At 64.9% G+C, this 22570-nt stretch carries 29 protein-coding genes and 1 tRNA gene; 18 read left to right on the forward strand and 12 right to left on the reverse strand.

What is annotated here, in order from left to right; genetic code table 11:
* Positions 1 to 69: 69 nt before the first annotated feature.
* Complete coding sequence (locus AACG61_RS15845; RefSeq protein ID WP_411839930.1) at positions 70 to 822, forward strand: hypothetical protein; 753 nt, start codon at positions 70 to 72, stop codon at positions 820 to 822.
* Between the two features lie 50 nt (positions 823 to 872).
* On the opposite strand, the gene AACG61_RS15850 is transcribed toward AACG61_RS15845, so the two are convergent.
* Complete coding sequence (locus AACG61_RS15850; RefSeq protein ID WP_411839931.1) at positions 873 to 1319, reverse strand: hypothetical protein; 447 nt, start codon at positions 1317 to 1319, stop codon at positions 873 to 875.
* Positions 1316 to 1876 carry a hypothetical protein gene (locus AACG61_RS15855; RefSeq protein WP_411839932.1) on the reverse strand — a complete coding sequence of 187 codons (561 nt, stop codon included), beginning with the start codon at positions 1874 to 1876 and terminating at the stop codon, positions 1316 to 1318. The genes AACG61_RS15850 and AACG61_RS15855 overlap by 4 nt, the downstream gene beginning before the upstream one ends.
* A 223-nt stretch (positions 1877 to 2099) precedes the next feature.
* Here AACG61_RS15855 and AACG61_RS15860 point away from each other — a divergent pair.
* From AACG61_RS15860 to AACG61_RS15890, 7 genes are all read left to right on the forward strand, one after another.
* Positions 2100 to 2173, forward strand: a tRNA-Arg gene (locus tag AACG61_RS15860).
* 65 nt (positions 2174 to 2238) lie between these two features.
* Complete coding sequence (locus tag AACG61_RS15865) at positions 2239 to 2676, forward strand: aminoacyl-tRNA hydrolase (RefSeq protein ID WP_411840133.1); 438 nt, start codon at positions 2239 to 2241, stop codon at positions 2674 to 2676.
* 17 nt (positions 2677 to 2693) lie between these two features.
* A complete protein-coding gene (locus AACG61_RS15870) occupies positions 2694 to 3257 on the forward strand; it encodes a hypothetical protein (RefSeq protein ID WP_411839933.1) in 564 nt (187 codons plus the stop codon).
* 12 nt (positions 3258 to 3269) lie between these two features.
* The gene (locus tag AACG61_RS15875; RefSeq protein WP_411839934.1) at positions 3270 to 3746 is read left to right on the forward strand and encodes a hypothetical protein; all 477 of its coding nucleotides are present in this window, start codon (positions 3270 to 3272) and stop codon (positions 3744 to 3746) included.
* Positions 3747 to 3824: 78 nt separating this feature from the next.
* Positions 3825 to 4799, forward strand: a complete 975-nt coding sequence (locus AACG61_RS15880; protein ID WP_411839935.1) for a hypothetical protein — start codon at positions 3825 to 3827, stop codon at positions 4797 to 4799.
* 57 nt (positions 4800 to 4856) lie between these two features.
* Positions 4857 to 5282: a hypothetical protein gene (locus AACG61_RS15885; protein WP_411839936.1), complete on the forward strand. Its 426-nt coding sequence runs from the start codon at positions 4857 to 4859 to the stop codon at positions 5280 to 5282.
* A gap of 98 nt (positions 5283 to 5380) precedes the next feature.
* On the forward strand, positions 5381 to 5878 hold the full coding sequence (locus AACG61_RS15890; RefSeq protein ID WP_411839937.1) for a hypothetical protein: 498 nt from the start codon (positions 5381 to 5383) through the stop codon (positions 5876 to 5878).
* Between the two features lie 1065 nt (positions 5879 to 6943).
* On the opposite strand, the gene AACG61_RS15895 is transcribed toward AACG61_RS15890, so the two are convergent.
* Positions 6944 to 7189, reverse strand: a complete 246-nt coding sequence (locus AACG61_RS15895; RefSeq protein ID WP_411840134.1) for a B-box zinc finger protein — start codon at positions 7187 to 7189, stop codon at positions 6944 to 6946.
* Between the two features lie 323 nt (positions 7190 to 7512).
* Between AACG61_RS15895 and AACG61_RS15900 the strand changes: the two genes are divergently transcribed.
* The gene (locus AACG61_RS15900) at positions 7513 to 8628 is read left to right on the forward strand and encodes a calcium-binding protein (RefSeq protein ID WP_411840135.1); all 1116 of its coding nucleotides are present in this window, start codon (positions 7513 to 7515) and stop codon (positions 8626 to 8628) included.
* 49 nt (positions 8629 to 8677) lie between these two features.
* Here AACG61_RS15900 and AACG61_RS15905 read toward each other — a convergent pair whose 3' ends face one another.
* Genes AACG61_RS15905 through AACG61_RS15915 form a run of 3 tightly spaced genes read right to left on the reverse strand, consistent with a single transcriptional unit; the run spans position 8678 to position 10813 of the window.
* The gene (locus AACG61_RS15905; protein ID WP_411839938.1) at positions 8678 to 9358 is read right to left on the reverse strand and encodes a DUF6998 domain-containing protein; all 681 of its coding nucleotides are present in this window, start codon (positions 9356 to 9358) and stop codon (positions 8678 to 8680) included.
* Positions 9359 to 9392: 34 nt separating this feature from the next.
* Complete coding sequence (locus AACG61_RS15910; RefSeq protein WP_411839939.1) at positions 9393 to 9965, reverse strand: hypothetical protein; 573 nt, start codon at positions 9963 to 9965, stop codon at positions 9393 to 9395.
* Complete coding sequence (locus tag AACG61_RS15915) at positions 9962 to 10813, reverse strand: metallophosphoesterase (RefSeq protein ID WP_411839940.1); 852 nt, start codon at positions 10811 to 10813, stop codon at positions 9962 to 9964. Before AACG61_RS15915 ends, AACG61_RS15910 begins: the two co-directional genes overlap by 4 nt.
* 201 nt (positions 10814 to 11014) lie before the next feature.
* Here AACG61_RS15915 and AACG61_RS15920 point away from each other — a divergent pair, with 201 nt between their 5' ends.
* Positions 11015 to 11866: a hypothetical protein gene (locus AACG61_RS15920; RefSeq protein ID WP_411839941.1), complete on the forward strand. Its 852-nt coding sequence runs from the start codon at positions 11015 to 11017 to the stop codon at positions 11864 to 11866.
* A gap of 275 nt (positions 11867 to 12141) precedes the next feature.
* Here AACG61_RS15920 and AACG61_RS15925 read toward each other — a convergent pair whose 3' ends face one another.
* Positions 12142 to 12615: a DUF805 domain-containing protein gene (locus tag AACG61_RS15925; RefSeq protein WP_411839942.1), complete on the reverse strand. Its 474-nt coding sequence runs from the start codon at positions 12613 to 12615 to the stop codon at positions 12142 to 12144.
* 91 nt (positions 12616 to 12706) lie between these two features.
* Here AACG61_RS15925 and AACG61_RS15930 point away from each other — a divergent pair, with 91 nt between their 5' ends.
* The 4 genes from AACG61_RS15930 to AACG61_RS15945 all read left to right on the forward strand — a co-directional run bounded on the left by AACG61_RS15930 (position 12707) and on the right by AACG61_RS15945 (position 14848).
* Positions 12707 to 13795, forward strand: a complete 1089-nt coding sequence (locus tag AACG61_RS15930) for a macro domain-containing protein (protein ID WP_411839943.1) — start codon at positions 12707 to 12709, stop codon at positions 13793 to 13795.
* A gap of 155 nt (positions 13796 to 13950) precedes the next feature.
* Positions 13951 to 14082 (forward strand): hypothetical protein, encoded by a 132-nt coding sequence (locus AACG61_RS15935; RefSeq protein WP_411839944.1) that lies wholly within the window; start codon positions 13951 to 13953, stop codon positions 14080 to 14082.
* Positions 14079 to 14492, forward strand: a complete 414-nt coding sequence (locus AACG61_RS15940; RefSeq protein WP_411839945.1) for a hypothetical protein — start codon at positions 14079 to 14081, stop codon at positions 14490 to 14492. Before AACG61_RS15935 ends, AACG61_RS15940 begins: the two co-directional genes overlap by 4 nt.
* Entirely contained in the window at positions 14489 to 14848 is a 360-nt protein-coding gene (locus AACG61_RS15945; RefSeq protein ID WP_411839946.1) for a hypothetical protein, read from the forward strand. The genes AACG61_RS15940 and AACG61_RS15945 overlap by 4 nt, the downstream gene beginning before the upstream one ends.
* Positions 14849 to 14968: 120 nt before the next feature.
* Here the strand turns inward: AACG61_RS15945 and AACG61_RS15950 are convergent, their stop codons facing one another.
* Positions 14969 to 15766: a hypothetical protein gene (locus AACG61_RS15950; protein ID WP_411839947.1), complete on the reverse strand. Its 798-nt coding sequence runs from the start codon at positions 15764 to 15766 to the stop codon at positions 14969 to 14971.
* Positions 15767 to 16174: 408 nt separating this feature from the next.
* Between AACG61_RS15950 and AACG61_RS15955 the strand changes: the two genes are divergently transcribed.
* The gene (locus tag AACG61_RS15955) at positions 16175 to 16306 is read left to right on the forward strand and encodes a hypothetical protein (RefSeq protein WP_411839948.1); all 132 of its coding nucleotides are present in this window, start codon (positions 16175 to 16177) and stop codon (positions 16304 to 16306) included.
* A gap of 105 nt (positions 16307 to 16411) precedes the next feature.
* On the opposite strand, the gene AACG61_RS15960 is transcribed toward AACG61_RS15955, so the two are convergent.
* The 3 genes from AACG61_RS15960 to AACG61_RS15970 all read right to left on the reverse strand — a co-directional run bounded on the left by AACG61_RS15960 (position 16412) and on the right by AACG61_RS15970 (position 20049).
* Entirely contained in the window at positions 16412 to 17359 is a 948-nt protein-coding gene (locus AACG61_RS15960; RefSeq protein ID WP_411839949.1) for a hypothetical protein, read from the reverse strand.
* 102 nt (positions 17360 to 17461) lie between these two features.
* Positions 17462 to 18493, reverse strand: coding sequence for a hypothetical protein (locus AACG61_RS15965; RefSeq protein ID WP_411839950.1), 1032 nt, complete (start codon positions 18491 to 18493; stop codon positions 17462 to 17464).
* A complete protein-coding gene (locus AACG61_RS15970) occupies positions 18487 to 20049 on the reverse strand; it encodes a hypothetical protein (protein ID WP_411839951.1) in 1563 nt (520 codons plus the stop codon). The genes AACG61_RS15965 and AACG61_RS15970 overlap by 7 nt, the downstream gene beginning before the upstream one ends.
* Positions 20050 to 20517: 468 nt before the next feature.
* Between AACG61_RS15970 and AACG61_RS15975 the strand changes: the two genes are divergently transcribed.
* Positions 20518 to 20784: a hypothetical protein gene (locus tag AACG61_RS15975; protein WP_411839952.1), complete on the forward strand. Its 267-nt coding sequence runs from the start codon at positions 20518 to 20520 to the stop codon at positions 20782 to 20784.
* Positions 20785 to 20791: 7 nt separating this feature from the next.
* Here the strand turns inward: AACG61_RS15975 and AACG61_RS15980 are convergent, their stop codons facing one another.
* Positions 20792 to 21112 (reverse strand): hypothetical protein, encoded by a 321-nt coding sequence (locus AACG61_RS15980; RefSeq protein ID WP_411839953.1) that lies wholly within the window; start codon positions 21110 to 21112, stop codon positions 20792 to 20794.
* A 151-nt stretch (positions 21113 to 21263) separates the two neighbouring features.
* Between AACG61_RS15980 and AACG61_RS15985 the strand changes: the two genes are divergently transcribed.
* Both AACG61_RS15985 and AACG61_RS15990 read left to right on the forward strand, forming a co-directional pair.
* Positions 21264 to 21977, forward strand: a complete 714-nt coding sequence (locus AACG61_RS15985; protein WP_411839954.1) for a hypothetical protein — start codon at positions 21264 to 21266, stop codon at positions 21975 to 21977.
* 15 nt (positions 21978 to 21992) lie between these two features.
* A complete protein-coding gene (locus tag AACG61_RS15990; RefSeq protein ID WP_411839955.1) occupies positions 21993 to 22556 on the forward strand; it encodes a hypothetical protein in 564 nt (187 codons plus the stop codon).
* The last annotated feature ends 14 nt before the right edge of the window (positions 22557 to 22570 follow it).

A 22570-nucleotide genomic window follows, 5' to 3' on the forward strand; every position in this document is an offset into this window, starting at 1 on the left:
TGTGTTGCATCCATATGTGAATAGAATATACTTATTCGCAAGAGATAACAGTCAACGCCGGAGATGATCATGTTCAAGTCCACCCTCGCCCTCGTCGCAATCCTCGGTCTGGCCGCATGCGGCGGCGGCGGTGGCTCCAATGGCGGGACGACCACGCCTCCGACCCGTCCGGTCGTGGAACGCCCCGCCTCGAACAGCACCGCGGATCTCGTCGCCTTCGCGGCCGGCGGCCGCTCGACCTCGGCCTACTCGGACATCGACGGCGTCTCCGCCAAGACCCGCAGCTACACCCAGGGCGGTGTCGACCGTGACGTCACCTATGCGCGCAACGGCGATACCGGGCTGCTGACCGCGACCGGGAACGGCACCCGCTACGAGGTGGTCGGTGCGGACCCGAACGGCTCGGTCGGCAGCGCCTACTACACCGGCAACATCTCCGGCTCCTACAAGGTCGCGGGGGGCCAGGAGGTGCAGATCGTGAGCGGCGCCAGCGTCGCGGCCATCAATGTCGACGTCGCCACCGGCAAGGCAAACATGGGCGCGGACATGTGGGGCACCCGGACGACCGGCAAGAATGACGTCATGGGCATCGGCCTGGCGGCCAGCGGCGGGGTGGTCAACGGCAACACGGTGGTCTGGAACGACGCCAAGGTCATCGAGATGCGTGATGCGGGCGTCGTGAGGACCGGCAATACCGCCGACATGACCACGGTCTTCTCGGACGATGCGCGGACCGTCTTCGGAACGATCAAGGGCGGCGACATGACCTCCGGCTTCGGCGTGAATGCCGGTTTCATCGCGGACGAGTTCGTCGGAAACTGACGCCGATCCACGACACCATCCCTACGAACCGGCCCTCAGGGCCGGTTTTTTCATGCCCGGATGGACGGAACGACTGTGTCCTCCAGCCATCCCGCGGAGGACGGGAAGGGGTCGGCCGGGCAGGGCGCGCGGATGAACTCCTGCATGTCCTGGTCGTCCGGGCCGCCGAGCGGCTCAAAGCCGAACCGGCGATAGAAGCGCGCCAGCCATCCGCCATCGTCGATGTCGGGTCGCCAGAAGGCTTCGAGGGAAAGCCCCACCCCGTGCTGGTCGGCCGACGTCGTGAGCCGCTCCATCTCGCGACCGCCATGTCCCCGGCCGCGCCCCGCCGGATCCTCGATCACGAGACGCGATACCCAGATCCGGTCCTCCGCCACGATGCGGAAGTCGATCCGTCCGATCCCGTTCTCTCCGAAGCGTGCGCGGAGACCGCCTTGATACGGGATCGCATCCGGGTGCAGCTCCGCGACCAGCCGGTCCGCGCGACGGTCGATCATGGGCCGTCGGGTCCCGCAACCTCCAAGGCGATCTCCGATGCCTGCTCCAGCCGCTCGGCAATCCGGAAGGGAATGCCGTATTTCGCCGCGGGCAGCCGGACCTCGGGTCTGGACAGGCCCTCGTAGGTGAGCTGATGCCGGTAGCGGCCATCCGTCAGAGTCTCGATCACCGCGAGGCCCGCCTCCTCCAGTTCCTGAAAAGCGGCAGCCGCCCGGTCCGAGAGCCTCAGCGCCTGCGGATCGATGATCGCGCCGCGACCGTCGTTGAACCAGCCCTGGTGGACCATGGCCGCATCGTCTCCCAGGGCGGGCAGGCCGCGCATCTCGAAGACCAGCTCCTCGCCAGGAATGTGATGTCCATCACGGGCCGCACCGCCGAACTCGCCCTGCAGCGGGATCATCCGACCGGCCCGATAGAATGAGCTGATCGTCGCGGGGTCCAGTTCCCGTGCCGAGACCGCGGCCTCGTAGACCTCGCGTGCGGACTGGCCCGGCTTCGCGCGGATGCGCAGCGGCGCATCAGAACCATGCCGGCGCAGCACATAGGTTTCGGACATGGACAGGCTCCTCGTGATCGTGCTTCGGATGAAACATTACGAGGACTTCATGAAATGGGAAAATGCAAAGCTGGCTCCATCATCACGGTATCAGCCACGGCTATCCGAGGTGCCCAGGGGGACGAGGCCCGCCTCGACGGCCGAGCGCGCCACAAGACATTTTTGCAAGATATGCGAATTTATTATTGCACATCCCACTCAGGCGTTCTAATCTCTCCTCATCGGGTCGCTGTTCAGGGTGAACTCCCGGGCCCCTAATCTCGGACAAGGCGGGTTCGATCCCCGTGCGACCCTCCAGATACATCGCCCTGAGGGGCAAGGAGATGAAGATGACGCGCATGCAGTAGATCCCGAGTGATCCGATCGCCCACCCGCATGCGGACGAGCTCCGGCTCTATGCGGTCCTGCGCGGCGATCTCATCATGTCGGAAGGCAAGGCCAACGCCCAGTCGGGCCACGCCTATGTCGATGCGCTCCTTCACGCCCTCTCTTCCAGCAACCCTGAGCACCGCATGGCCGCCGAGGCCTATGCCGGACTGTTCCCGGGCACCAAGATCTGCCTCGACGGCGGATCCGAAGCCGATCTCGATCGGCTCTGCGAGGCCTGCACGGATCTCGCCATCCCCCATACCCGCATCCATGACCAGGGTCATGTCGAGCCGCCGCATTTCGACGGCTCCCGCATCCTGACCGCCGTCGGCATCGGGCCCATTCCCCGCGATCTGGCTCCCAGAACCCTGCGCCGCCTCCGGCTCTGGGTCGGCGGGGCACGCGCCAATGCTTCCCCCATCTCTCATTGAATCCAGGAGAACCACCCATGTCCATTTCGCTCAAGCTCGATACCAAGGCAGTCGAACGCCTGATCGGTGACGATCCCGAGACCCTGATCGACCTGCAGCGCGCGGTCGTGGCCAACCTGGTCCGCAAGTCGCTGCCCAAGGACGCGGGCCGCGACATCATGGGAATGATCAGCGATGCAGCTGCCGGTCTCTACCGGGAAATGACCAGCGAGACGCGTCAGCAGCTGGCCGACGATGCGGCGGTTGCCGAGGTGATCCGCCAGATCACCACGACCGAGATCGACGCCGCGATCCGTCAGGGAAAGAACTCCGCCCGCGGCGCATTCGGCCCGAAACTCGTGGAGCATCTGCAGAGCCATGCGCTCGATCTGGCCACGAAGATCATCGACGAGCAGCTGCCCCAGCTCCGCGCCTCGATCGAGGAGCGCCTGCAGGCCCGCTTCGAGCGTCGCCTGGCTGAAATGGAGGCCACCTTCTCCAAGCAGCTGGCCGGCCTGGAAGGCGCCTGGAAGGCCGAGGCGGCCAGCCGGATCCACGCCGATGTGGTCGGCCGTCTGAACCAGGCCCTGGCCGCGAACTGAGGAGCAGGGACCATGCATGACGACTTCGCCACCTGCCCGACCTGCAACGGGACATCGGAAGACGCCGACGGAAACTGGGAGGGCTGCGCGACCTGTTCTGGAAGCGGCCAGCGCCCGCTCACCCCGGAGAACCTGCAGCTGGCCATTACCGGCCGGGACTGGGCAGACCAACGGGTCGCCGAGTTCTTCGGAGAGTGGAGCCGGCTGACCGGCACATTCGCAGCCTATGGCGTCGAGGGCTGGGAGCTCCGCGGGGATGTCCTGCACATCACCCAGGACATCAGCTGTCGCGGTTGCCACGACACCACCGATCACCGCTTTCCGGCCGAGATGCTCTTCGCGGACCCTGCGCGCCGGCGCACCATGATCATGGCGCAGCTCGAGGAAAAGGCCCGCACCGATGCTCGCGCCCGCGAACGCTGGCGGGAGCTGGAAATCGAGAGGCTGCAGCAACGCCTGGCAGAACTCACCTCTCCGCAGAATCCCTGAATGAAAGGCCGACAGGCCCAGGAACCAAAAGATCCGTGAATCTGGCCGGGACGGCCTCCGGGAAACAAGAGACCGAAGATGAAAAAAGAACTCAAAGACCTGATCGAATCCAGCACCGGCATCCATCTGACCGGCACCTTCTCCCGCATCGAGCGGATCCTGAAAGAGGCGGAACGCCATCGCCAGGAGAAGGTGCGGGCCCTCTTCCGTCAATGGGCGGATATCGGCGGCTACAATGCCCGCATGACCAGCTGGAAGCTGGAGGGCAAGGGCGATGATGCCGTGCTGCGGATCTCCTTCGACCACTGGAAGCGCCGCGGCTACGGCCGGAGCGCCGTCACGGCCGTGATCCCGGCCTACTACCTGGATCTCGCCGCGCATCGACGCGCGGTGCTGTTCATCGAGATGCACCGTAAGGCCGCAGAGACCGCGCAGCGGGACTGGTCCCGCAGCCGCGAGGAGCGCATCGACAAGCTGCGCCGCGAGCTGGCCCGCGCCGAGGCCGAGGTCTTCACCCCGGCCGGGTCCGACCCGATCACCACGGAGGAGATCGAGGCGGCCACCGAGAGCCAGCTGCGCGATCCTGCGAGGCTCTTCACCCGTGAAGACTATCCCCGCGGCATCCGTCGCCCGTCGACAGCCGCGCTTCTGGCCGCGGCGATGCGCGATCGCAAGGGCGCCACGCCCATGGTGATCATCCGCAATCGCCTGGTGGAGGTTCGGATCTCGGTGCGCGAGGCCTTCAACATCGCCGGCCGACATTTCGAGGCGATCGGCGTGACGGACCGTGACAGCTACCTGGCGCGGGCCGCGGAGCTGAAGCGGGAGCTGCGCGAGACGAGGGCGGCCATGCCGGGCCTGAAGGATGCCGTGCGGGCGCGCCGCGCCCTCGGCGACAGCGCGAACACCGAGGCGAATGCCCTTGACGCGCTGCGCGACCTCCACACCCGCGCCCATGACGAACGCATCCTGATGAAGGCCTGGGCCGGGATGCGCATGAGCGACATCCGCCGTGCCGATGAGCGCGCCCGGACGCGGGCCGCGGCCGCCTGACCCATGCCGAAGACCTGAAGAATATCCCGTAAAGCACTGATGAAAGGAAAGAGTGCCATGACCGACAAGATCGAACTGACCCATGTCCTCAACCCGCTGCCGGCCGATGCCGACGGCGAGCTGGCTCGCAAGATCTGCAGCGCGCTGAGTGGCCGGATCTACGGCCAGCCCGGCCTGGTCGGGGCCTGGAGGGTCTCGAGCCGCCAGAAGGCGGATCCCGCCGGCCTCTTCGCGGATGTGCTCGGGCTGAAGGACAAGGCCGCCTATCTGGCCTTCCGCGACCTTCTGAAGGCCCATCTGCGCTTCTTTGCCGAGGATCAGAAACGGCTGGCGATCGCCATGCGCCGTCCGGGCGGCAACCCGGAGGCACAGTGCCGGCATGCGCAGCATGCCGATCTGGTCACCACGCTGATCGAGATCCGGCGGGCCGGCAAGACCTGGTCCGCGGCCCAGGCCGCGGCCGGGCGCGCGGCGGCGGCCTGAGGAAGACGGCGCGCCCGGTTCAGGCCGGGCGATCCGGCCTCTGCGTTTCGCATTTTCATTGATCCTGAATATCCTGCCATCCTGAGGGAGAGTCCAGCATGCGCAGGATCGATCGTGACGTCGAACTTTGGGTCCACGGAAACTGCTATGTTGCCGCGCTGGCGCTCCATCGGGCCACCGGCTGGGAGCTGGGCGGCCTCACAGCGGTCCGAAGCACCCGCCGCGGCGCCCAGATGGCCCATGCCTGGGTGAAGGATCCCTCCGGCAGGCTCTGGGATGCGGGCGGGCTCATCGATGCTGCGGAGATCCATGCGGAGTTCATCACCGAACGCGAGAAGCCCGTCACACATGAGACGGCCCGCTTCGAGACCTGGTCCGGTGAGGCCGACTACATGACGCGCCATCTCGAACTGGCCGGTGATTGGGCGGATGAATGCCGCAGCTGGTTCGCCTCCCTCGAGGAGAAGGCGGAGGCCATGGTGCGAGATGTTCTGCTGCCGCGGCATCCGGAACTCGCCGAGGCGGCCCGACGTCATGCCGAAAAGACGGATCCCTGGTGCGCCGAGTCCGAGATCGAGCCCGAGCCCATCCTTTGAGCTTGCTGCCGCGAGAAAGACCCCGACACCAGATATGCGGATAATTCTGTTGCGAAATACTATATGAAGGATGGCATCTCTACGTGAACGCAAGATAACCATTGCGTTTCTGTAAAGAAGGCCTGGCACGCCACCCCGCCTGGCTTCGCCGTGCCCCGTTCTCCACATAAAACGGCAGGGACTGTCCGGTCCGGAGCCGGTATGCCTTTGGCCTCGGGGCAAGCTCGCTGATAGTTTTGTGAAAACGTGAGCTTCACTCGGGAGGCGCGGCAGCGCGCATGGCCATGGCAACCATCACCAAAGATCACTTCGGATCGAACATCATCCTCACCCGCGACAGCGTGAGCGAGAGGTCGCCCTTCACCGAGGTCCTCAAGGAGATCTCCTTCAGCCATTTCCGCTACCCGGGAGGCGGCGTCACGGAGGACCAGACCTGGGAGAACGGCGGCCTCGAGCGCATGTTCGGCGATCCGATGGACCCTGATGGCGAGGACTACGTCCTGACCATCCGCGAGGCGCTGCAGTTCGCACGCGACCATGACACCGAGCTCACGATCGTCATTCCGACCTTCCAGTTCTTCGACAATGCGAGCGAGACCTTCCACCACGACGCGTTCGATGCCTACGTGGCCGAGCTGCGCTCCGCGCTCGGCGAGTATCCGGATGTTCGGATCCGCGACTTCGAGATCGGGAACGAATTCTGGGCGATGGATGAGCCGGCCCTGGAGTCGGCCCGGCATTACGGGATCATCGCGAACAACGAAATTCCGGCCCTCCATGACATGGCCAGGGAGCTGTCGCGAGACCATCCGGAGTGGGATATGCCGGGCATCGGCATTCAGGCCGGTGCCGCCTGGCGGGGAACCGGCATCGAGGAGACACGGCTGATCGCCGGGATGATCGATGCGGAGGCCAGACCCCTCATCGACACCGTCTTCCAGCACTCCTATCCCAATCTCGACAAGGACCATATCGAGTGGCAGCGGGAATGGGCCCTGAACCCGATGAAGACCTACACGGAGATCGAGGGGTTCCGTGACGAGCTCAAGCTCTCGATCAGCGAGTTCAACGTGAACGGTCACCACACGACCGGCCTGTCCCAGGCGGCCGGCTGGATCGAGGAATTCTCCGCGCATGTCGAGATGGGAGTCGATGAGTTCCAGCACTGGGGCATCTCCTACAAATGGCTCTCGAACAAGTTCTACGACACCAAGTTTCCGCCCGCCGAGTCGGATGGCGGCGACATCGTCGTGAAGGCGACCCCGCTCGGACAGGTCTACGATCTCGCCCAGGCGCATCTGGTGGGCAAATCGACCATGGAGGATGGCGAGGCCACCTCGCGCATGACGCTGAAGGGCCAGTTCGGCGTGACCGGTTTCCGTGACCAAGGGCAGCGGGTCGTCTTCCTTCACAACCAGGGCGCCCAGGCCGGAACCGTCGGCCTCGACGATCTGCCGGAGGGCTGGCACGTGACGGTCCATCACCTGACCGACACCGACTCCCCTCACACGCCCTGGTATGACGAGTCCATCTCCACCCCGCTCGACGAGGGCAAGATCGCGGATGCCCGCGCCGACATGAATGTCACGGGCGGCGCGGCGACCCCGGACGTCATCCGTCTCGGGCCCCGGGAGATGGCAGTCGTCATCATCTCCGAGCCGGGCCGGGATCTCATCCTGGAAGGAGCACACAACGTCACCGACGAGCGGACCGGCACGGTCGATGACGAGATTCATGGAGGTGAGGGAAACGACATCCTGCGCGGTCACGTGGGCAACGACATCCTGGTCGGGGGCGGCGGTCGGAACGTGCTGAGCGGGGGCAAGGGTGACGATACGCTGATCGCGGGCGACAACGGGGACGTGCTCATCGCGGATGGCGGGCAGGACCGGGTCATCGCCGGAAAGGGCGGAGACGTGATCCTCGCGACCGGCCGGAATGCCGGCGATCACGCCGACATCACCGCCGGCGAGGGGGATGACATCGTCCACGTGCTGTCCGGCCAGGACGTGGTGATCCGCGACTTCTCGGACAGCGATGCCCTCGGACTGGGCGGGATCTTCCAGGATGCCACCGCCCTGCGCGCCGCCAGCCGCGTGGAGGAAGGGGATCTGCTGGTCGACATGCCCGGCGGGGGGCTCCTGCGCATCGCGGGCGGCGAGGCCCGCCTCGATACGCTTCACGAGAATGTCCTCGACTGGGGCGGGGATGGCGATGAGCCGGGTCCGGTCGCGCTTCCGGATTTCATGAGTGGGCTCAGCTACGAGCAGGTCATCGAGGTCTACGGTGCGGTGGGGCGCGTCGGGGATGGCGGGCTCGCCGAGCGCCTCGGATGGGGAAGCCTCGACCAGGCGATCGAGCAGCTGCAGCTCGAGCCCACCGTCTATCAGCCCTTCGATCCGAATGCGCCGGATGCATGGAACCCGGAGCCCGGTCCGGCGCCGCGGCCGCCCGAGACACCCGATGTCGACGAGGAGGGCGATCAGGATCCGTCCAGCGGCAAGGGCGGGGCCTGCTTCGTCGCCACGGCCGCCTACGGCTGCGGGATGCATCCGGACGTGATCGCTCTCCGTCGCTTCAGGGACCGGCATCTCGTCCGTCACCCGGCCGGTCGCGGCTTCGTGCGCCTCTACTGGATCGTGGGGCCGCGGATGGCGAGGTTCACGAGCCCGAAGAGCCTTCATGGCCGCGCCGCCCGCGCGGTGCTCGGCCGGCTTGTCCGGATCCTGTCGCGCAACGGGCTGACCTGATCGCCGCAGCACTTTCGGGCAGGCCGCGGCGCCGGACCGGGATGCCGTCTCAGGCCGATCCGGGGCCGCGCGCGACATAGCGGCCGCTTCGCAGGAGCGGCCAGGCCTCCTCGTAGGGCATGATGTGGTCGTGGCGCGATTTCCAATGCGCATCTATGCCGCCCCAGGTGCCGCGGAACTCGTGACCGCATTCCGGGCAGAAAGGCCCCTGGGCGACGCCCGTGGCGATGCAGGTCGGTGCTGCGACGACGGGCCGCTCTGCAGCCCAGATCGTTCTGGATATCGCCCGAAATGTCGCGATCCCGAGCTGGCCACGGTCGCGGGCACGGGATCCTGGTCGCGACAGGACCTCGACGACATCGGCATAGCTTGCCTCGAGGATCTCGCGCGCTTCGAGGGTGGCGCTGTCCATCACGACCAGCATGACGACGTCGCAGTCGGCATCCAGCTTGATGCGTCCGAGGCGCTGGCCAGGATTTGCGTTCTCGCCATAGGCGCGACCCTTGATCTGGATCTTCTCGACCAGACCGCCATTTCGACGCAATGCGTCATAGCCCGCTGTTCTGGCCGGCGCGAGTTCGAGGTCCAGGATGGTGGCCGCAAGATACTCGGCGACCTCTCCGGTCACCCCGAGCGGCTTTCCGGTGAGCCTGTAGTATTCGGCTGCAAGAGGCTTCACCTCGGCCAGGATCTGCTCGATGCGGGCGGCGCCAGCCTTTTCGTCTTCCACGTCGGGGTCTTCCTGTGATGGATCCGGACCCAGACTAGGAAGAACCCGGACACCCCGCAACCGCGGTCCACTCGTCGTCGAAGTCCAGTGAGCCGAGGCCTGCGAACCTCATGCCGGTGAGATCGCGATCGTCCACATCGGCCGCCAGCCCGTTTCCATGAAGATGCGCCAGGTAGAGCTGCATCATGATGGGATTGGGCACCGCGACCGGCCGACGCTCCGCCAGCTCATGGCGACAGATCCGAAAGAGCTCGAGGTCGATGGTCGCACCGGCGGCCGCACGCGTATCGAGATCGCCGATCCAGGCCGCCGCCGTGGACCGGGAGATCCCGGCATGGCAGTGAACGAGCACGCGCTCGCCGCCGCGGAGCCCCCGCATGAACTCGAGGATGGCCTGGATATGCCCCTCACTCGGACCGCCCCGACCGCCGGGCTTGCAGAGATCTGCAAACCCGAGCACGAGATGTCGGCTCGCGATGACACCGGGCGGAGTCGGCGGGCACGGCGTGTCCGGATCGCCGATCGAGAGGCAGGCGGTGGCGCCGCTTTCAGCCGCGGCCACCGCCATGTCGCGCAGGGAGGAGACCCGGTAGTCGAGTCCGGTCATCGGGGACCGTCGCCCGAAAGCTCCGCCGTCGGTTGCGGTTCCGGCGTGCAGAACTTGATCGAGAATTCGCAACCCTCCGCTTCGAGGAGAAGCGCGCCATCCGTGCCGCTGCAGTCCAGGCAGATACGCCCCTGGGACAGGGTGGCGGCGCTTGCCGCGATCAGATCCCGGACATCCGCGCAGAGGATCCGCGTGTGACCGTGAACCACGATGACCTCCCGGCCATCGGGGCCGATCTGCGGTCCGGGGTGGTTGAGGAACCGGTTCCGGATCCACGCCCAGCTCTCATCCTCGTCACCGCTTCGCTTGGGCTGGATGTAGGGCAGGGAAATGAAGTGCTCGGTATTCGCATCAGGACGGATCCCCGCATGGACGAAGAGCAGATCACCGGAACGATGCCAGGCCGGCAGCTCTCCGTCGATGCGCTTCTGCACCTGGAGCGGCAGGGAGCCGGCGATGTCCTGGAATGCCGCCTCCATCTCCCATCCCGGATATTCGGACATGACCAGCTGGATGCCACCATTCATCAGCCAGCATTCGGCAGCGCCGTTGTCGCCTTTCTCGACGCCGGCCCACAGCATGCCGTCGTGATTTCCGGGCAGCAGAACGACATTGCGAAAGCCGCCCGACGCCTCGACTTCCTTCAGGCGTTCGAGAACGCCGCGGCTGTCCGGGCCGCGATCGATATAGTCGCCCAGCAGGATCAGTTCAGTGCGCGCAGGATCGTCGATCGCCGCAAGCGCGGCATCGAGCGCATCCAGCCGTCCATGGATATCGCCGATCACGGCGACCCTGCCTTCGGTCTTCATGTCCCCGGGGAACTTGCCCCGCCCAGTCCCGCCGATCATCCTGTTTTTCCTTGTGCGCTTCGCGAATGTTGAATCCAACAGATTAAAGCATTTTTCGCAAATCCGATCAATGCGATCCGGGCGGCAATCCACATGCGATGCCGGAGAGAGTTGTTGCGCAACGAAAGGCTGAGGCCCTAACTGGTCGCATTCCGTCGCGCAGTGCCGTCCAAGGTGCAATTCAATACCCATAGGTCCAGAATGTTTTCCGAGCAGATAGAAACCACGATCACCGTCCTCGCTGCCGGCCTCGCGCTGGTCCTCATCGTCTTCTCGATCCTGAGGAAGGCCGGTCGCGACAAGGCTTCCTGGGTGGCATTGTTTTTCATGGCCTATCCATTGCTGACCGCGCTTCTCCTGGTGATCCAGACGACATGGCCGGCCGAGGCGACGAGCGCAGGCATCATGGGCTATACGGCCGGCAAGGTGGGCGCCCTTTTCGTCATCGCATTCCTCAGCATGGGTGGCTTGCTGCTCACGAAGGGCAGGATCGTCGGCATGGCGCTGGTCCTCGTCTGCCTCAGCTGGATCACCTACGTCACGGGCGACGACCCGTTCCTTCTCGAGCTTCCCAACCAGCTTCCCGCGATCCTGAGCCCGATCCTGCTTGCCCTGTTCTACTGGCTGTGGACCACCTTCGAGGGGGACAGGATCTACGACTGGCTGGACCAGAGTTCACCAGGCGGCTTCGGGAAACTCAAGCCTCGAGGCATGGCGACCTCCGGCAGGCAGACGAATGCGCAGGGCAGTGCGCCCGATGCCGCCCGCATCACCGATGCGTGGAGGGCTGCAGAGAGAACATCGACAGAAGCCGAAGGGGAGCGGGCTCCCAACAGAAGCGCCAAGGCCGAGCACGGTGCGGAGCGCTCGATCTTCCGGATGGCTGTCGGCGCCGCCGTAGGCGCGGCGTCCGTCTATGCGCTGATGATGATCGCGGCGGCCGCCAGCGCCAACAGGTTCTCCTACGCCATGGCCAATGATCCGCAGATGATGCTTTGGCCGGCGATTGCCGGTGCCGTCATCGGGGCGGGGATCACCACGCTCAGGCGGTAGCGTCTCCGGTTCTGCCGACGATCGTCGAGGATCATCCTGCTCGGCCGGCCTTGACCTGGGCTGACCCGGCACTGCGGCCGCACATCCCGCGCCCCCCGCGCACCACAAGATGTGGCGCATCATCTCTACAGGAACGCAAGGTTTTCCTTGCGTTCCTGTAGAGATGGCAACGGCCATCGGCGCCGAAATTATCCTGAGTGTTCGCCGGACGAGGGGGAGGGCTTGGCGCATCTTGACGCCAACGCAAGGCATTCATTGCGTTGGCGTCAAGATGGTCAGTGGCACCCGTTCGGCTTTCGGGTCGTGGCGGTGAAGCGCCGACCCCAGGCGGCGGGTGCGAAACAGCCAACCAGCACCAGGATGTTCATCGGGACCCCACCATAGGCCTCCAGTCCTGGAATGATCCAGCAGGCCAGCGTGGCGGCGCCGATCGTCATGTAGGCGCCCGCCGGAAGGCGGACATCGCGCAGGCGGCGCACCATGAGCGGCAGGTTCAGGCCGATGAGCACCGTGAGGATCATGACGAGCGCGGCCAGCTGCACGGCGAGATGGGACATGATCGGACGGGGAAGCAGATCCGCCGTGTGATAGTTCACGACCAGAAGTGGACCGATCGTCACGAGAAGCAGCAGAAGGTTGAGAAGGGACTTCGTCCAGAAGTCTCCGCGCGCCTCACTGCCGCGGAAACGGAACAGATCGCGGTGGATGCCGCGAAATGCTGCCGACATGGCGATCAGGAAGGTCTTCATGATCTCTCCGCTGAAATCGAGGGCGTGCGCCTCTTATATGGATTTTCGCATAACCGGGCAATAATGAGAATGACGCACAGAGGGAAAAATCATGCTTGCCTTCACTCCCGAACAGAGAATCCAGGTTTCCGATGCGGATTTTCTGGTCAATACGGTCAATTGCGTGGGCGTGATGGGGAAGGGGGTGGCCTTGGCCATCAAGACCGAGTTCCCGCAGGTCATGCCGCCATACCTTTCCGCCTGCTCGCGCGGGTATCTTGAGCCGGGGGTCTTCCAGACCGTGAAGGTCAATGACAGGCAGTCGGTGATCAACCTGGCCACCAAGGACCACTGGCGCGACAATTCCAGATACGAGTGGGTCGGGGCCGGTCTGGTCTATCTGAACCGCTACTTCCAGGATCCGGCCCGATCCGGCCGGTCGATCTGCATGCCTCTGCCGGGCTGCGGAAATGGCGGGCTCGACCCCGCTCGCGTGGTCCAGATGATCAGGACCCTCATGCACAAGGCGCTCGAGGGCGGCACGGAGCTCAGCCTGGTGTCGGCCGAGACCGATCCAATCGCGGATCCGGTCTTCTATGCCGGCATCGGCGCGCGCAAGACCCCGGCGGATGTGCTTGCCCTGATGCGGGAGGTGGGCGCCTTGGCGGCCGATGCCGGACTGGGGCTCCGCTCGGGCGGGGCGATCGGCGCGGACAGCGCCTTCCAGGACGGGGCAACCGATGCCGGCTCCGGGCTGCAGCAGATCTTCCTGACAAAGCCGCGGCGAGGCATGGCCCATGGGATCGTCAACCTCGATCCGGTCTTCAAGCGCCTCGCGCGCAACTTTCACCCGGCGCCGGCCGCCATTACACCGGATCCGGACGATCCGGACGACCGGCGGCATTGGATGCTGAACCTGATGTCGCGCAACGGCTGCCAGCTCTTCGGCGCGGATTTCACCAACCCCTCGAACGCGGTGATCTGCTGGACCGAGGGAGGCCTGATCGACGGTGGCACCGGCCAGGCGATCCGCATGGCGAACTCGGTCGGAATGCCGGTCATCAATCTGGGCAGCCCTGATCTCCGCGGGGTCCGGGCATCCGATGTCCTTGACCTGACGATCGAGCGGATCGCAGAATTCAGGGCCGCCCGACATCTTCCCGAGATGGCTGGATCGCGCGAGGCCACCCCCGTCCCGTGACCCTGACGGGGGGGATGATCCCGGTAACGGATGAGCCGGCCCTGCAGATTCGTTGAACGGAGGAACGGCACCGCAGCCCGAAATTTGCGAATATTGAATTGCAAAGATACCGGCCCGGTGCCATCATCCTCCCGCTGCGCACAGGAAGATTGCACATGTCCAGAACCGCGATCCTCGTAAAAAGGGGCGGCCTTGGAAAGGCGCTTGTCGCGGCCAGCCTGGCCTCGGTCCATCCGGGGCGCCTCGACGGCGCGCTCGACACCAGCTTTGAGGAGCCCATCACATGAAGATGCACACGATCGACAGCGCCCCGCGCGACGGCACCGAGATCCTGGTCTACCGTCCTTTGGCGCGTCTCACGGGTGAGCGGCCGTTTTGTGTCGTGCTCACGCGCGCGACCCCGCGGATTTCGCCTCAGGGCGTCGAGCACTACACCGAGTCCTTGAGCCATCCCACGCATTGGGCGCCCCTGGTCATTCCGGACGAGCGCGGCTGGCGCCTCATCGCGCAGGAGAGCCAACCGCTCCTCCACGATGGCTACAAGGCCATCGCCGCCGGTCCGCGTCATGGGACCTGGTGGGTTCTGGGCGAGAGCAGGGTCGCGATCGCCCATGGGGGAGAGGCTGTTGCGGAGATCGGCCCATCGGACCTGCCGCCCGGCCCCGCCATCCCCATGTTCGAGGCGGCTTCAGCATGAATCGTTTCGACCGTGCGGAGCTGCTGGCAATGCGGGACCGCTGCCGCAAGGCCTTCGACACCATCAACTCGAAGACGGTGCAGCTGACGCTGATCGACGCCGCGGACATGCTGCATGAAATCGCGCGCGAAGGCGCCGGCTCCGGGAGTGACGCCGCGACCGCGCGGCGCGTGGCCACGGCCGAACTGGACGACATGCGCACCCGCTGCCGCAAGGCCTCGAGCATGACCAACGTCAAGACGGCACAGGATGCGCTACTCGATGCGGCCAAGATGTTGCGCACCCTCGCCCAGGATGTGGTCGGTGAACCGGACAGGGAGCCGGCGAGCGAAGAGCCGAGCGGCGGTCCGGCCTAGCGGCGGCCCGACGGGAGAGGCTCGCCTCGCCTTACATCGAGCAGCCCGCGCACCGCGCCGGACCAACGAGAAAAGCCGCCCCCATCGGGGCGGCTTTCGCCTGGAAGCGGGCGGGATGGTTCACGTCGGATCCATGACCGCTCGTCGCGCGGCCTCCACCTTGCCATTCTGGTCGTCCCCGTCGATCACCTCGCGCGCGCCGACATAGAACCAGGCCACATAGAGGGCCAGGAGCGGGACCTGCACGACCGGGGGCATCGTGAAGACCAGGATATGCCCGATGAAGACCGCCGCCATGACCCTGACATAGGCCGCGATGTCGCGCGTCCTCATCGCCCAGGCATTCGCGCGCAGAGCCTGACCATCCATGCCACGCAGGACCACGCCGCCCAAGGCGAAGGGGTGCAGGATCAGCCCCATGGCGATGGCGGTGCTCACCTCCGTCGCACCGCGAACCAGGATGACCGCCAGGATACCCCGTCCGGGCGCGTCCAGGGGCATGCCATCCCGCAACGACCCGGCCATCTCGGCAGGCAGGACGAAGAGCATGGTGATCCCGGCAAGGACGGCCACGAAACCCGTGACGCTCATGATGGCCGGCAGTCCGGCAGCAATCAGGACCTCGGGTCTGCTGCGTTCGCCACGGTCGGCGTGGCGCAGCGCATTCAGGCTCAGCATGATGCCGATCATGCCCACCGGAACGGTGACGATGTTGCTCACGGTGATGCCGAGGATCTTCAGGCCGGTCAGCTCTGAAGCTGCCACGATCACGGTGCGGCTGACATAGCCGGTGACGAGAACCGTGGCCACCACCAGGAGGATCGCCTCGGGCGAGCGCGACAGCACCTGGGCTCCCTGGATCGCCCAGCGCTTCACCCAGCCGCTCCTGGGCATGTAGGGTCCGTCTGCCTTTGCCATGATGATCTCCAGGGCTAATGACGCCCGCAGGGGGCAGTTTGGGTATGGGTCGCAGGGCGGGCCTGCGCGGTGAGGATCAGCTTTCGGCAACGAATTCCGGAAGCAGTCGGTCCGACCATTTCCGCACCATCCGGGCGCCGCAAGCCTAGTGGGGCCGCCGATGCCCGCAGCCCGAGAACCTGTGAGGCAGGTCAGCGAAGAATGCGACGCTGGCCGGAAATGGGCGGCCGTCGAACCCTATCATGAGATCTGCATCCGTTGCGGGCCGGGTCGGGATCACGACGGTCTCCAATGCGTTGCGTTTGCCGAAATAATTTTTCTCAGATTATCGCAGCATTCGCACTTGTTCCACTTCTTTTTTCGCAATCGGTTTGCTAGGCTGGCCGGGTGATTATCGGGAGAGAGACCATGAAGATCCATTGCGTCACCATCGGGAGATACATGACCGCCCAGGGCACGCTCGTCGCGATGCTGCCCGGCGGCCGCGCCATCGTCGACACCGGCAAGAGCCAGGTCACCGGGGACCTGGTTCGCGGGTAAGCGAACCATCGGCGAAATGATGAACGGGCCGCGGCATCTGCGGCCCGTTCTCTTTTGGGAGGGCCGCATCCGGCAGCGACCTTCCGAACCCGATGCGCCATGGCCTCAGGGCGCCGGTGGCTTGATCTCTGGCTGCAGTTCACTTTCCTTGATGCTGCTTGCCGTAACGGCCATCATGGTTCTCGCAACCTCTCCCGCGCCACGGATGTGCGGACGGCGATAGGTTATCTGGCCATTGCGGGCCAGGAACATGTGACCGCGGACATGGTGCGCCCGTCGACCCACCCCACCAGATCCATAATTGTCGTCGGAATCCGCCTCCCCAAGCACACGGGTGGAATATTCTTTCAACCCAGAAGTGGAAAGATCGATCCGGCTCATGGCGCTTCGCACCGTCGGCGCGCCAGCCTCCCTGTATCTTTGCCTCCAAATGCGCGATGGAGGGACCTCCTCTGGCATCCTCAGAATATCCGAAGACGCATCAAGGACTGCAGTCATGGCGCTCGCGATCATCAGCAGGTTCATAGCGCGGACTACTTCCTCCTCCGCTCCGACCGGAACTTCGGATTCGTATTCAGCATAAACCCCACGTCGTGCCTCCGCAGCCTCCCCGAATGCGCTGAGCTCCTGTTGGAAAGATCGCGTCTCCTGATCAATGGCAATCCGGGTCAACGGCGGAATGAATACCGCACCCCCCGAATGATCGCCGGGCCCCCAAGAAGATACATTGAGTGTCCGGCCATTCTGGACGACATGGATGGCAACAGTAACGACGTCCGCATCCTCTCCGCGCCCCGAAGACTCCAACCACATTTCAGGCCATGGGGATCTGAAACTCCCGATCATCTCATCAGCGTCCATCTTTCCCAGGGCGTGAAGATCCTCGAGATAGCTGATTAGCAGTTCCCCCGCTTTTTCATCAAGGCGAACACCGCGCGCCCGAGCAATTCCATTCTGCATTTCGCGGATCTGCTTCTGTTCCGCGCCACACGCCTTTCCCAAGTTCTTGAGTTGAACTAGAAGTTTGTCCCGCGACACCTGGTAACCCTCCATGATGCCTGAAAGGTAAAATGCTATCGAGAAAATCCGAACTGACGATTGGCCGTCTCATGAGCTATTCTTTAACAGCACGAGGAGCTGTGGAGGCGTATCAGGCTATGGAGCCGGGCTCTCACCATCGACCTCGCCCAACTGCTTGCGCAGATCCTCGATTACATGCCGGGCTCCGTTGAGACGTTGCGCGTATTCCGGCGAGAAGCCCTCCCTGGAGCCGTTGGCATAGATGTCGAAGAAGGGCTTCTCGAGCCCATGCTCCCGGATGAGCCTGATGATCTCGACGTCGCGCGCGGCCTGCCGGTCGTAGTGCCGTTCGACCGATGCCCTCAGGTCCTCGCTCTCCAGCTGCCGGAGCGCCTCGGAGAGGGCAAGAACCGCCTCACCGTGAAGCTGGGCCTCGGTGACCGCCACCGGGCCGCTGTCGGCCTCCCTGCGCAGCAGGGCGAGTGCCATGCCGGCGTCCCGGACGACCGGCAAGCCGCAGGCATTCGGCGAGAGCGCGCGATCGGCGACGACCGCGGGGATCCGGGCGCCCGCGGCGAGGCCGGCCATGAACAAGGCCCGCCCTTCCAGGACGCAAGGCAGGATGATGCCACGGCAGCGGCGCAGCTCATCCGGATCGGTGACCACCCGGACGCGGACCCGGGCATCCCGTTGCAGCTCGCGGGCAACGGAGTTGGCCTCCAGGACCGCATCCTCAGGGCGGTCGCTCCAGCTGACACGGTCCGCGGGCACCAGCCCCCAGTCGTTGCGCACGGATCCGAGCCGGCGCTGTCCGGCCAGCGCGAGACGCAGATCGCGGATGAAGAGAAGCGCCTCCGGCACGTCGGCGCCATCGCGCGCGATGCGCTCGGACACCGGCCGCAGGGCCTGATCGAGGAATTCGTCGAGTGAGCGACGCTCGACGTCCCGGCCTATGGTCGATGAGCCGCAGCTGTCGATCGCGCGCGAGGCGCGGTATGCCGTGTCCCGCAGGAGTTCGGGATCCTCCTCGCGCAGCGCAAGCTCGACCAGCTCGAGCGCCGGTCCGAGCGCCTCGTGCAGCCCTTGGCCGTCCGTGCGGGCAAGGGCCCTGATGAGCCGCCCGAGCCGTTCCTCGACGCGATCGACGACGTCCTGATCCATCACCATTTCACCGCATCCCTCCGTGCGTCGGCCGTGAAGTCGTAATCGCGCAGTTCGCGGACGACCTGATCGATGTCCGCCTGCGACCGGCCGCCGCCTTCGCAGCGCGAGACCTGATCCAAGGCCCGCAACAGCATGGCGCGTCGCGCGGCCTCGGTCTCGACGAATGCCGGAAGCCTTTCCAGGATCATGAATTCGGCATGGCAGTAACGGATTTCCTCGATGCTCATCGGGTCGTCGTTGCCATGCGGCGGCCGGCGCAGCTGCAGTCGGCGCGGAATGCGCGGGGCAGGGGCCAGATGATCCAGAGGAGTCGCCTCAGGATGCGCCGATGCCGGCGGCGGGCCGGATCCTGACGACATCGCCTCCGCCCGGACGCCAGGGGAGGCAGCATCGACGACCGGGGGTGCCGGATCGGTATTCAGCGAGGCCGAGAGGGCCAGATCGGTCCGGGGTGCCGTTTGGACCACATCGGCCTGAGATGCCTCCACCCCAGGCCCGGACCCATCGGTGCCGGTGGCCTGAAGCTCCCACGGCATGAGCGTCGGCTGGACGGTGCCCCGCGCCTGGTCCTGAGGATTCTCGTTCTCCGAGAAAAGGAAGGAGCCGAGGATGGCCACGCCCAGCAGCATGAATGCGGCAACGGCCGGCAGTCGTCGCGATCTGCGGTGCTCTCCAGGCACGGCCATCGGCTGCCCGCAGCGCGTCTCCCCGTCATCTGGGCGATCATCCCGCTGCTCCATGATCGCCGAGATGACGGCCTCGTCCTGATAACCGTCCTGTGGATCATGGATTTGGTCCGCGTCCGAAGAGGCATCCTCAAGGGGATCCCCTTCGAAGATGCCGAAGCCGTCGCCATCCGCAGGCACGTGGTCCGCAGCGAACGGATCGCCCTGGGGCACAGGCCGCTCATCGGCACCTGCGGGCGCATCCGTCTCCGGGGGCAGGACATTCCGAAGCCTCCCGGATTCACCGAGGATGAATGACATCGCGGCCGCGTTCAGGTCCTTGTCCCCCGTGCCTCCGCCCCGCATCATCAGTTCCTCGATGAAGGAGGCCTGGGTCGCGCGCAGCTGTGCGAGCCCGTTGGAAAATCCCGCCGCATCGAGCGTGGCCTCTCCGGCTGATGCGCGCATCTCGTTGATGCGATCCATATAGGGTCCGGGGTCGAGACGGTCCCAGCCCGAGACGAGCCATGGCAGCGGCGCGAGGCCGATGTCAGGCCTGCGGCCGGCGATCATGTCCATGGCGATCGTGATCCGGTCCAGAGGCCCGAGATCTCCGCATTTTTCGATGATCTCCCCGAGGGACCGCTCCTCGATACCGATCAGGAGCCCGCCCACAAGATCTTCAGGAACGTCATGGACCCATCCCAACTCCGCATCGAGCCTGGAGCGAGGATCGAGAAGCTGCTCCACAGCCCATGCCGCAAGGGCCGGCCCATGGCTCAGCTGGATGGCCGCCTCTCGTGCCCGGATCGCCCCGATACCGTGGCCGGGGGAGACGCCCAGGATATGGAACGGGTTCTCCATGAGGCGGCGGTAGTAGAGATCATCGGTCATCTGGACGGGCAATTCGCTGAGATCGTGTTGCTCGAAGCCTATCAGTCACGAGAGACATCGTGAAGATTTGTATTTCGCAAATGGTGACGATCCCTGTGGATGGCCGGCACCATCGCCAACCCCCGTTACACCAGCACCAGGGCCTGAAGAGGCCCCGTGACGGCGATTTCGCCCGCAATTGCTAGGTAAATCCACATTCGTAACACCGTCACGGGCGTAACGGAGGGGATGAATGTCCTTGCGTGCGTGTGCGTGCATATGCGTATGTGTATATATAAATCTATTTATTGTAACATACAAACAAACACTCCTTTCCTTTCATAGAATCAGCCACTTGCGGATGTCACGGGCAGCGTGACACGGCCGTTACTTCGTGACGCCCCGACAAGGCGACGTCTTATCGGGGCATTCCGGTTTTCGGGTCGATGAAATACCGTCGACCCGACAGGATCGGAGAGGACATCAGACATGCATCGAAACGCACAATGTCGCGCAGCGAGCGACCCTGTCGCGCAGAGCCCCTGCCCGGATCCGGCCCGGGATGCCCAGGGAGCGGAAACCTGGCTCCTGCGGTTCTGGCGGTTGGATGAACGGGTCGATGAGCGGCCCGCCGAAGAGGTTCCGTGCTTCGTCGACTGGATCGATGCCAAAGCCGCGGATCCGGATCATCCGGCCAGTCCGGCCGCGCGCGCATTCCTGGACTGGCAACAGCCCGCCTTCGATTTCGTCCCGTGATGCGCCCTTACAGGCCCAGCGCGGAAAGCCAGGCGATCGCCAGAAAGAGCAGCGCAAAGCCCGCCTCGGCCCAGGGTGCGCTGAGATCGAGCCGATGGGCGAACCGCACCCGGAGTATCACCACCGAACGCAGGGCAAGCCCGATCGCGAGCCAGGCGAAGGTTACAGATGCCATGACGTTCGCAGGGCGCAGGCCCTGAGAGCCGAAGGCGGCCGCGAGCAGGATCCCCAGCACCAGTGCCGGGCCGATGCTGAAGACTAAGCGCAGCCATCCGTTGGCTGCGCACCAATAGTCTAGATCCCGGACGGGGATGAACTTGTTTACCATGAGGACGGCATCCTTTCTTTTGCAGGGGCGACCTCGAGGCCTATGGCTTACCCATCGTGACACCTGTATGTTTTTCGCATACTGCATTCCGTTTTTCCACCCCGGAATCTAGACTGCCACCAACCATCTGGAGATACCACGAGCAGGAAACATGCGCAAAGATCTGAATGACAGGTTCACGGATCTGACCGGTCTGACGACCCTGGGTGCGGAAACCAGCTGGGATCCGGATCAGGGCCTGATCCATATCGAGGCGGACGGTGGCACCGACCGCGCGTTCACGGTCAGCTACATCACGCGGGACCGGACGCCGGACATCGACTTCTGGAAGGATGACGAGGCCCGCGGCAGGCTTGACCTGTTCCGCAGCGCCGCCGACCGCGATGCGACCATGACCATCGAGCGCCGCGCGAAGCGCCTGGCACTGGTCGTGGATCATCATCGGCACGGCGACGAGCACTTCTCGGTCTCCAACACCCGCAGCTACCTCCATGGCCAATGGGACACCGCGCCGCGCGGGGTCTTCGTGCCCTGCGACGACGCCCAGAAGGCCTATTGGAGGGATGTCCGTGCCGCGAACAGGATCGGGGAACCCGTGGCCCGGGACGCGGCGCTCTTTAGCGCCATGGCCAAGGTGGTCGAGGACAGCAACGCCATCCTGAACGCGTATTCGGACTTCGTTAACGGCGAGGTCTACGGGCTCATCAAGGAGTCCTGGATCGTCGATGAGCATGGCCGTGCCCGGATGACGGATGCCGAGGAATGCTGGGGCATCATCGGCCATGCCGCAGCGATGGAGCGGCTGCAGTCCGGACTTCGTCCCGAAGCCGAACCCGAGCGCGAAGCTCTCACCTCCGGATTCTGAAACGGAAAGACGATCATGACGCACCAGCGCAGGCCCCTGTCCTATGAGATTTCTCTGAAGCAGATCGATCAACTCAAGAATGCGTTCACCCCGGTGCTCTTCGACATGGCCAGGGTGGGGATCAGCAATCAGGATGCGAACGAAAGCATCGCACGTCGCGCCAGCGATTGGGTATTGTTCAACGGGCCGAGATTGGCCGGCGGCGGCGGGCCTGCTGTGGCGATCAGCGCGTCTCTGGGACTGGTCAGGCCTCAACTCGCGGCCGAGAAGCTGTGCCTGCGCGAACGCGACAAGTCCAAGGGCCAGACGGTGCTGCAGGGCTTCCTGCCGCCCGATGAACCGGGCGCCGAACGGCGCTTTCACGTGCGGGTCACCCATTCGACGATCGGAACTTCCCCGGAGGATGCAGTGCGCACCTTCTTCGACGCCGTGAAGACCCCCGCGGCGATGTTCGCGGAGATCCACGAGGACGGTGTCGAGGGCGTGGTCGAGATCGACGACGCGGAACTGGCGCGCATTGTCGCGGGAGATGGGGCCGGGACCTCTCTTGCAGAACCGGACGACACTCCGACCCCCTGAATGAGAAAACGAAA

This window comes from Paracoccus sp. ME4, assembly GCF_046736325.1.
Taxonomy (GTDB): domain Bacteria; phylum Pseudomonadota; class Alphaproteobacteria; order Rhodobacterales; family Rhodobacteraceae; genus Paracoccus.

Excerpts from the sequence above, each read along its gene's own strand:
- AACG61_RS15955 (WP_411839948.1), top strand. The coding sequence starts at position 16,175 with ATGAAGATCCATTGCGTCACCATCGGGAGATACATGACCGCCCAGGGC.
- AACG61_RS15845 (WP_411839930.1), top strand. The coding sequence starts at position 70 with ATGTTCAAGTCCACCCTCGCCCTCGTCGCAATCCTCGGTCTGGCCGCA.
- AACG61_RS15940 (WP_411839945.1), top strand. The coding sequence starts at position 14,079 with ATGAAGATGCACACGATCGACAGCGCCCCGCGCGACGGCACCGAGATC.
- AACG61_RS15945 (WP_411839946.1), top strand. The coding sequence starts at position 14,489 with ATGAATCGTTTCGACCGTGCGGAGCTGCTGGCAATGCGGGACCGCTGC.
- AACG61_RS15920 (WP_411839941.1), top strand. The coding sequence starts at position 11,015 with ATGTTTTCCGAGCAGATAGAAACCACGATCACCGTCCTCGCTGCCGGC.
- AACG61_RS15910 (WP_411839939.1), bottom strand. The coding sequence starts at position 9,965 with ATGACCGGACTCGACTACCGGGTCTCCTCCCTGCGCGACATGGCGGTG.
- AACG61_RS15930 (WP_411839943.1), top strand. The coding sequence starts at position 12,707 with ATGCTTGCCTTCACTCCCGAACAGAGAATCCAGGTTTCCGATGCGGAT.
- AACG61_RS15970 (WP_411839951.1), bottom strand. The coding sequence starts at position 20,049 with ATGACCGATGATCTCTACTACCGCCGCCTCATGGAGAACCCGTTCCAT.
- AACG61_RS15890 (WP_411839937.1), top strand. The coding sequence starts at position 5,381 with ATGCGCAGGATCGATCGTGACGTCGAACTTTGGGTCCACGGAAACTGC.
- AACG61_RS15875 (WP_411839934.1), top strand. The coding sequence starts at position 3,270 with ATGCATGACGACTTCGCCACCTGCCCGACCTGCAACGGGACATCGGAA.
- AACG61_RS15885 (WP_411839936.1), top strand. The coding sequence starts at position 4,857 with ATGACCGACAAGATCGAACTGACCCATGTCCTCAACCCGCTGCCGGCC.
- AACG61_RS15980 (WP_411839953.1), bottom strand. The coding sequence starts at position 21,112 with ATGGTAAACAAGTTCATCCCCGTCCGGGATCTAGACTATTGGTGCGCA.
- AACG61_RS15900 (WP_411840135.1), top strand. The coding sequence starts at position 7,513 with ATGGCAGTCGTCATCATCTCCGAGCCGGGCCGGGATCTCATCCTGGAA.
- AACG61_RS15960 (WP_411839949.1), bottom strand. The coding sequence starts at position 17,359 with ATGGAGGGTTACCAGGTGTCGCGGGACAAACTTCTAGTTCAACTCAAG.
- AACG61_RS15950 (WP_411839947.1), bottom strand. The coding sequence starts at position 15,766 with ATGGCAAAGGCAGACGGACCCTACATGCCCAGGAGCGGCTGGGTGAAG.
- AACG61_RS15855 (WP_411839932.1), bottom strand. The coding sequence starts at position 1,876 with ATGTCCGAAACCTATGTGCTGCGCCGGCATGGTTCTGATGCGCCGCTG.
- AACG61_RS15870 (WP_411839933.1), top strand. The coding sequence starts at position 2,694 with ATGTCCATTTCGCTCAAGCTCGATACCAAGGCAGTCGAACGCCTGATC.
- AACG61_RS15915 (WP_411839940.1), bottom strand. The coding sequence starts at position 10,813 with ATGATCGGCGGGACTGGGCGGGGCAAGTTCCCCGGGGACATGAAGACC.
- AACG61_RS15935 (WP_411839944.1), top strand. The coding sequence starts at position 13,951 with ATGTCCAGAACCGCGATCCTCGTAAAAAGGGGCGGCCTTGGAAAGGCG.
- AACG61_RS15850 (WP_411839931.1), bottom strand. The coding sequence starts at position 1,319 with ATGATCGACCGTCGCGCGGACCGGCTGGTCGCGGAGCTGCACCCGGAT.
- AACG61_RS15975 (WP_411839952.1), top strand. The coding sequence starts at position 20,518 with ATGCATCGAAACGCACAATGTCGCGCAGCGAGCGACCCTGTCGCGCAG.
- AACG61_RS15880 (WP_411839935.1), top strand. The coding sequence starts at position 3,825 with ATGAAAAAAGAACTCAAAGACCTGATCGAATCCAGCACCGGCATCCAT.
- AACG61_RS15985 (WP_411839954.1), top strand. The coding sequence starts at position 21,264 with ATGCGCAAAGATCTGAATGACAGGTTCACGGATCTGACCGGTCTGACG.
- AACG61_RS15925 (WP_411839942.1), bottom strand. The coding sequence starts at position 12,615 with ATGAAGACCTTCCTGATCGCCATGTCGGCAGCATTTCGCGGCATCCAC.
- AACG61_RS15965 (WP_411839950.1), bottom strand. The coding sequence starts at position 18,493 with ATGGTGATGGATCAGGACGTCGTCGATCGCGTCGAGGAACGGCTCGGG.
- AACG61_RS15990 (WP_411839955.1), top strand. The coding sequence starts at position 21,993 with ATGACGCACCAGCGCAGGCCCCTGTCCTATGAGATTTCTCTGAAGCAG.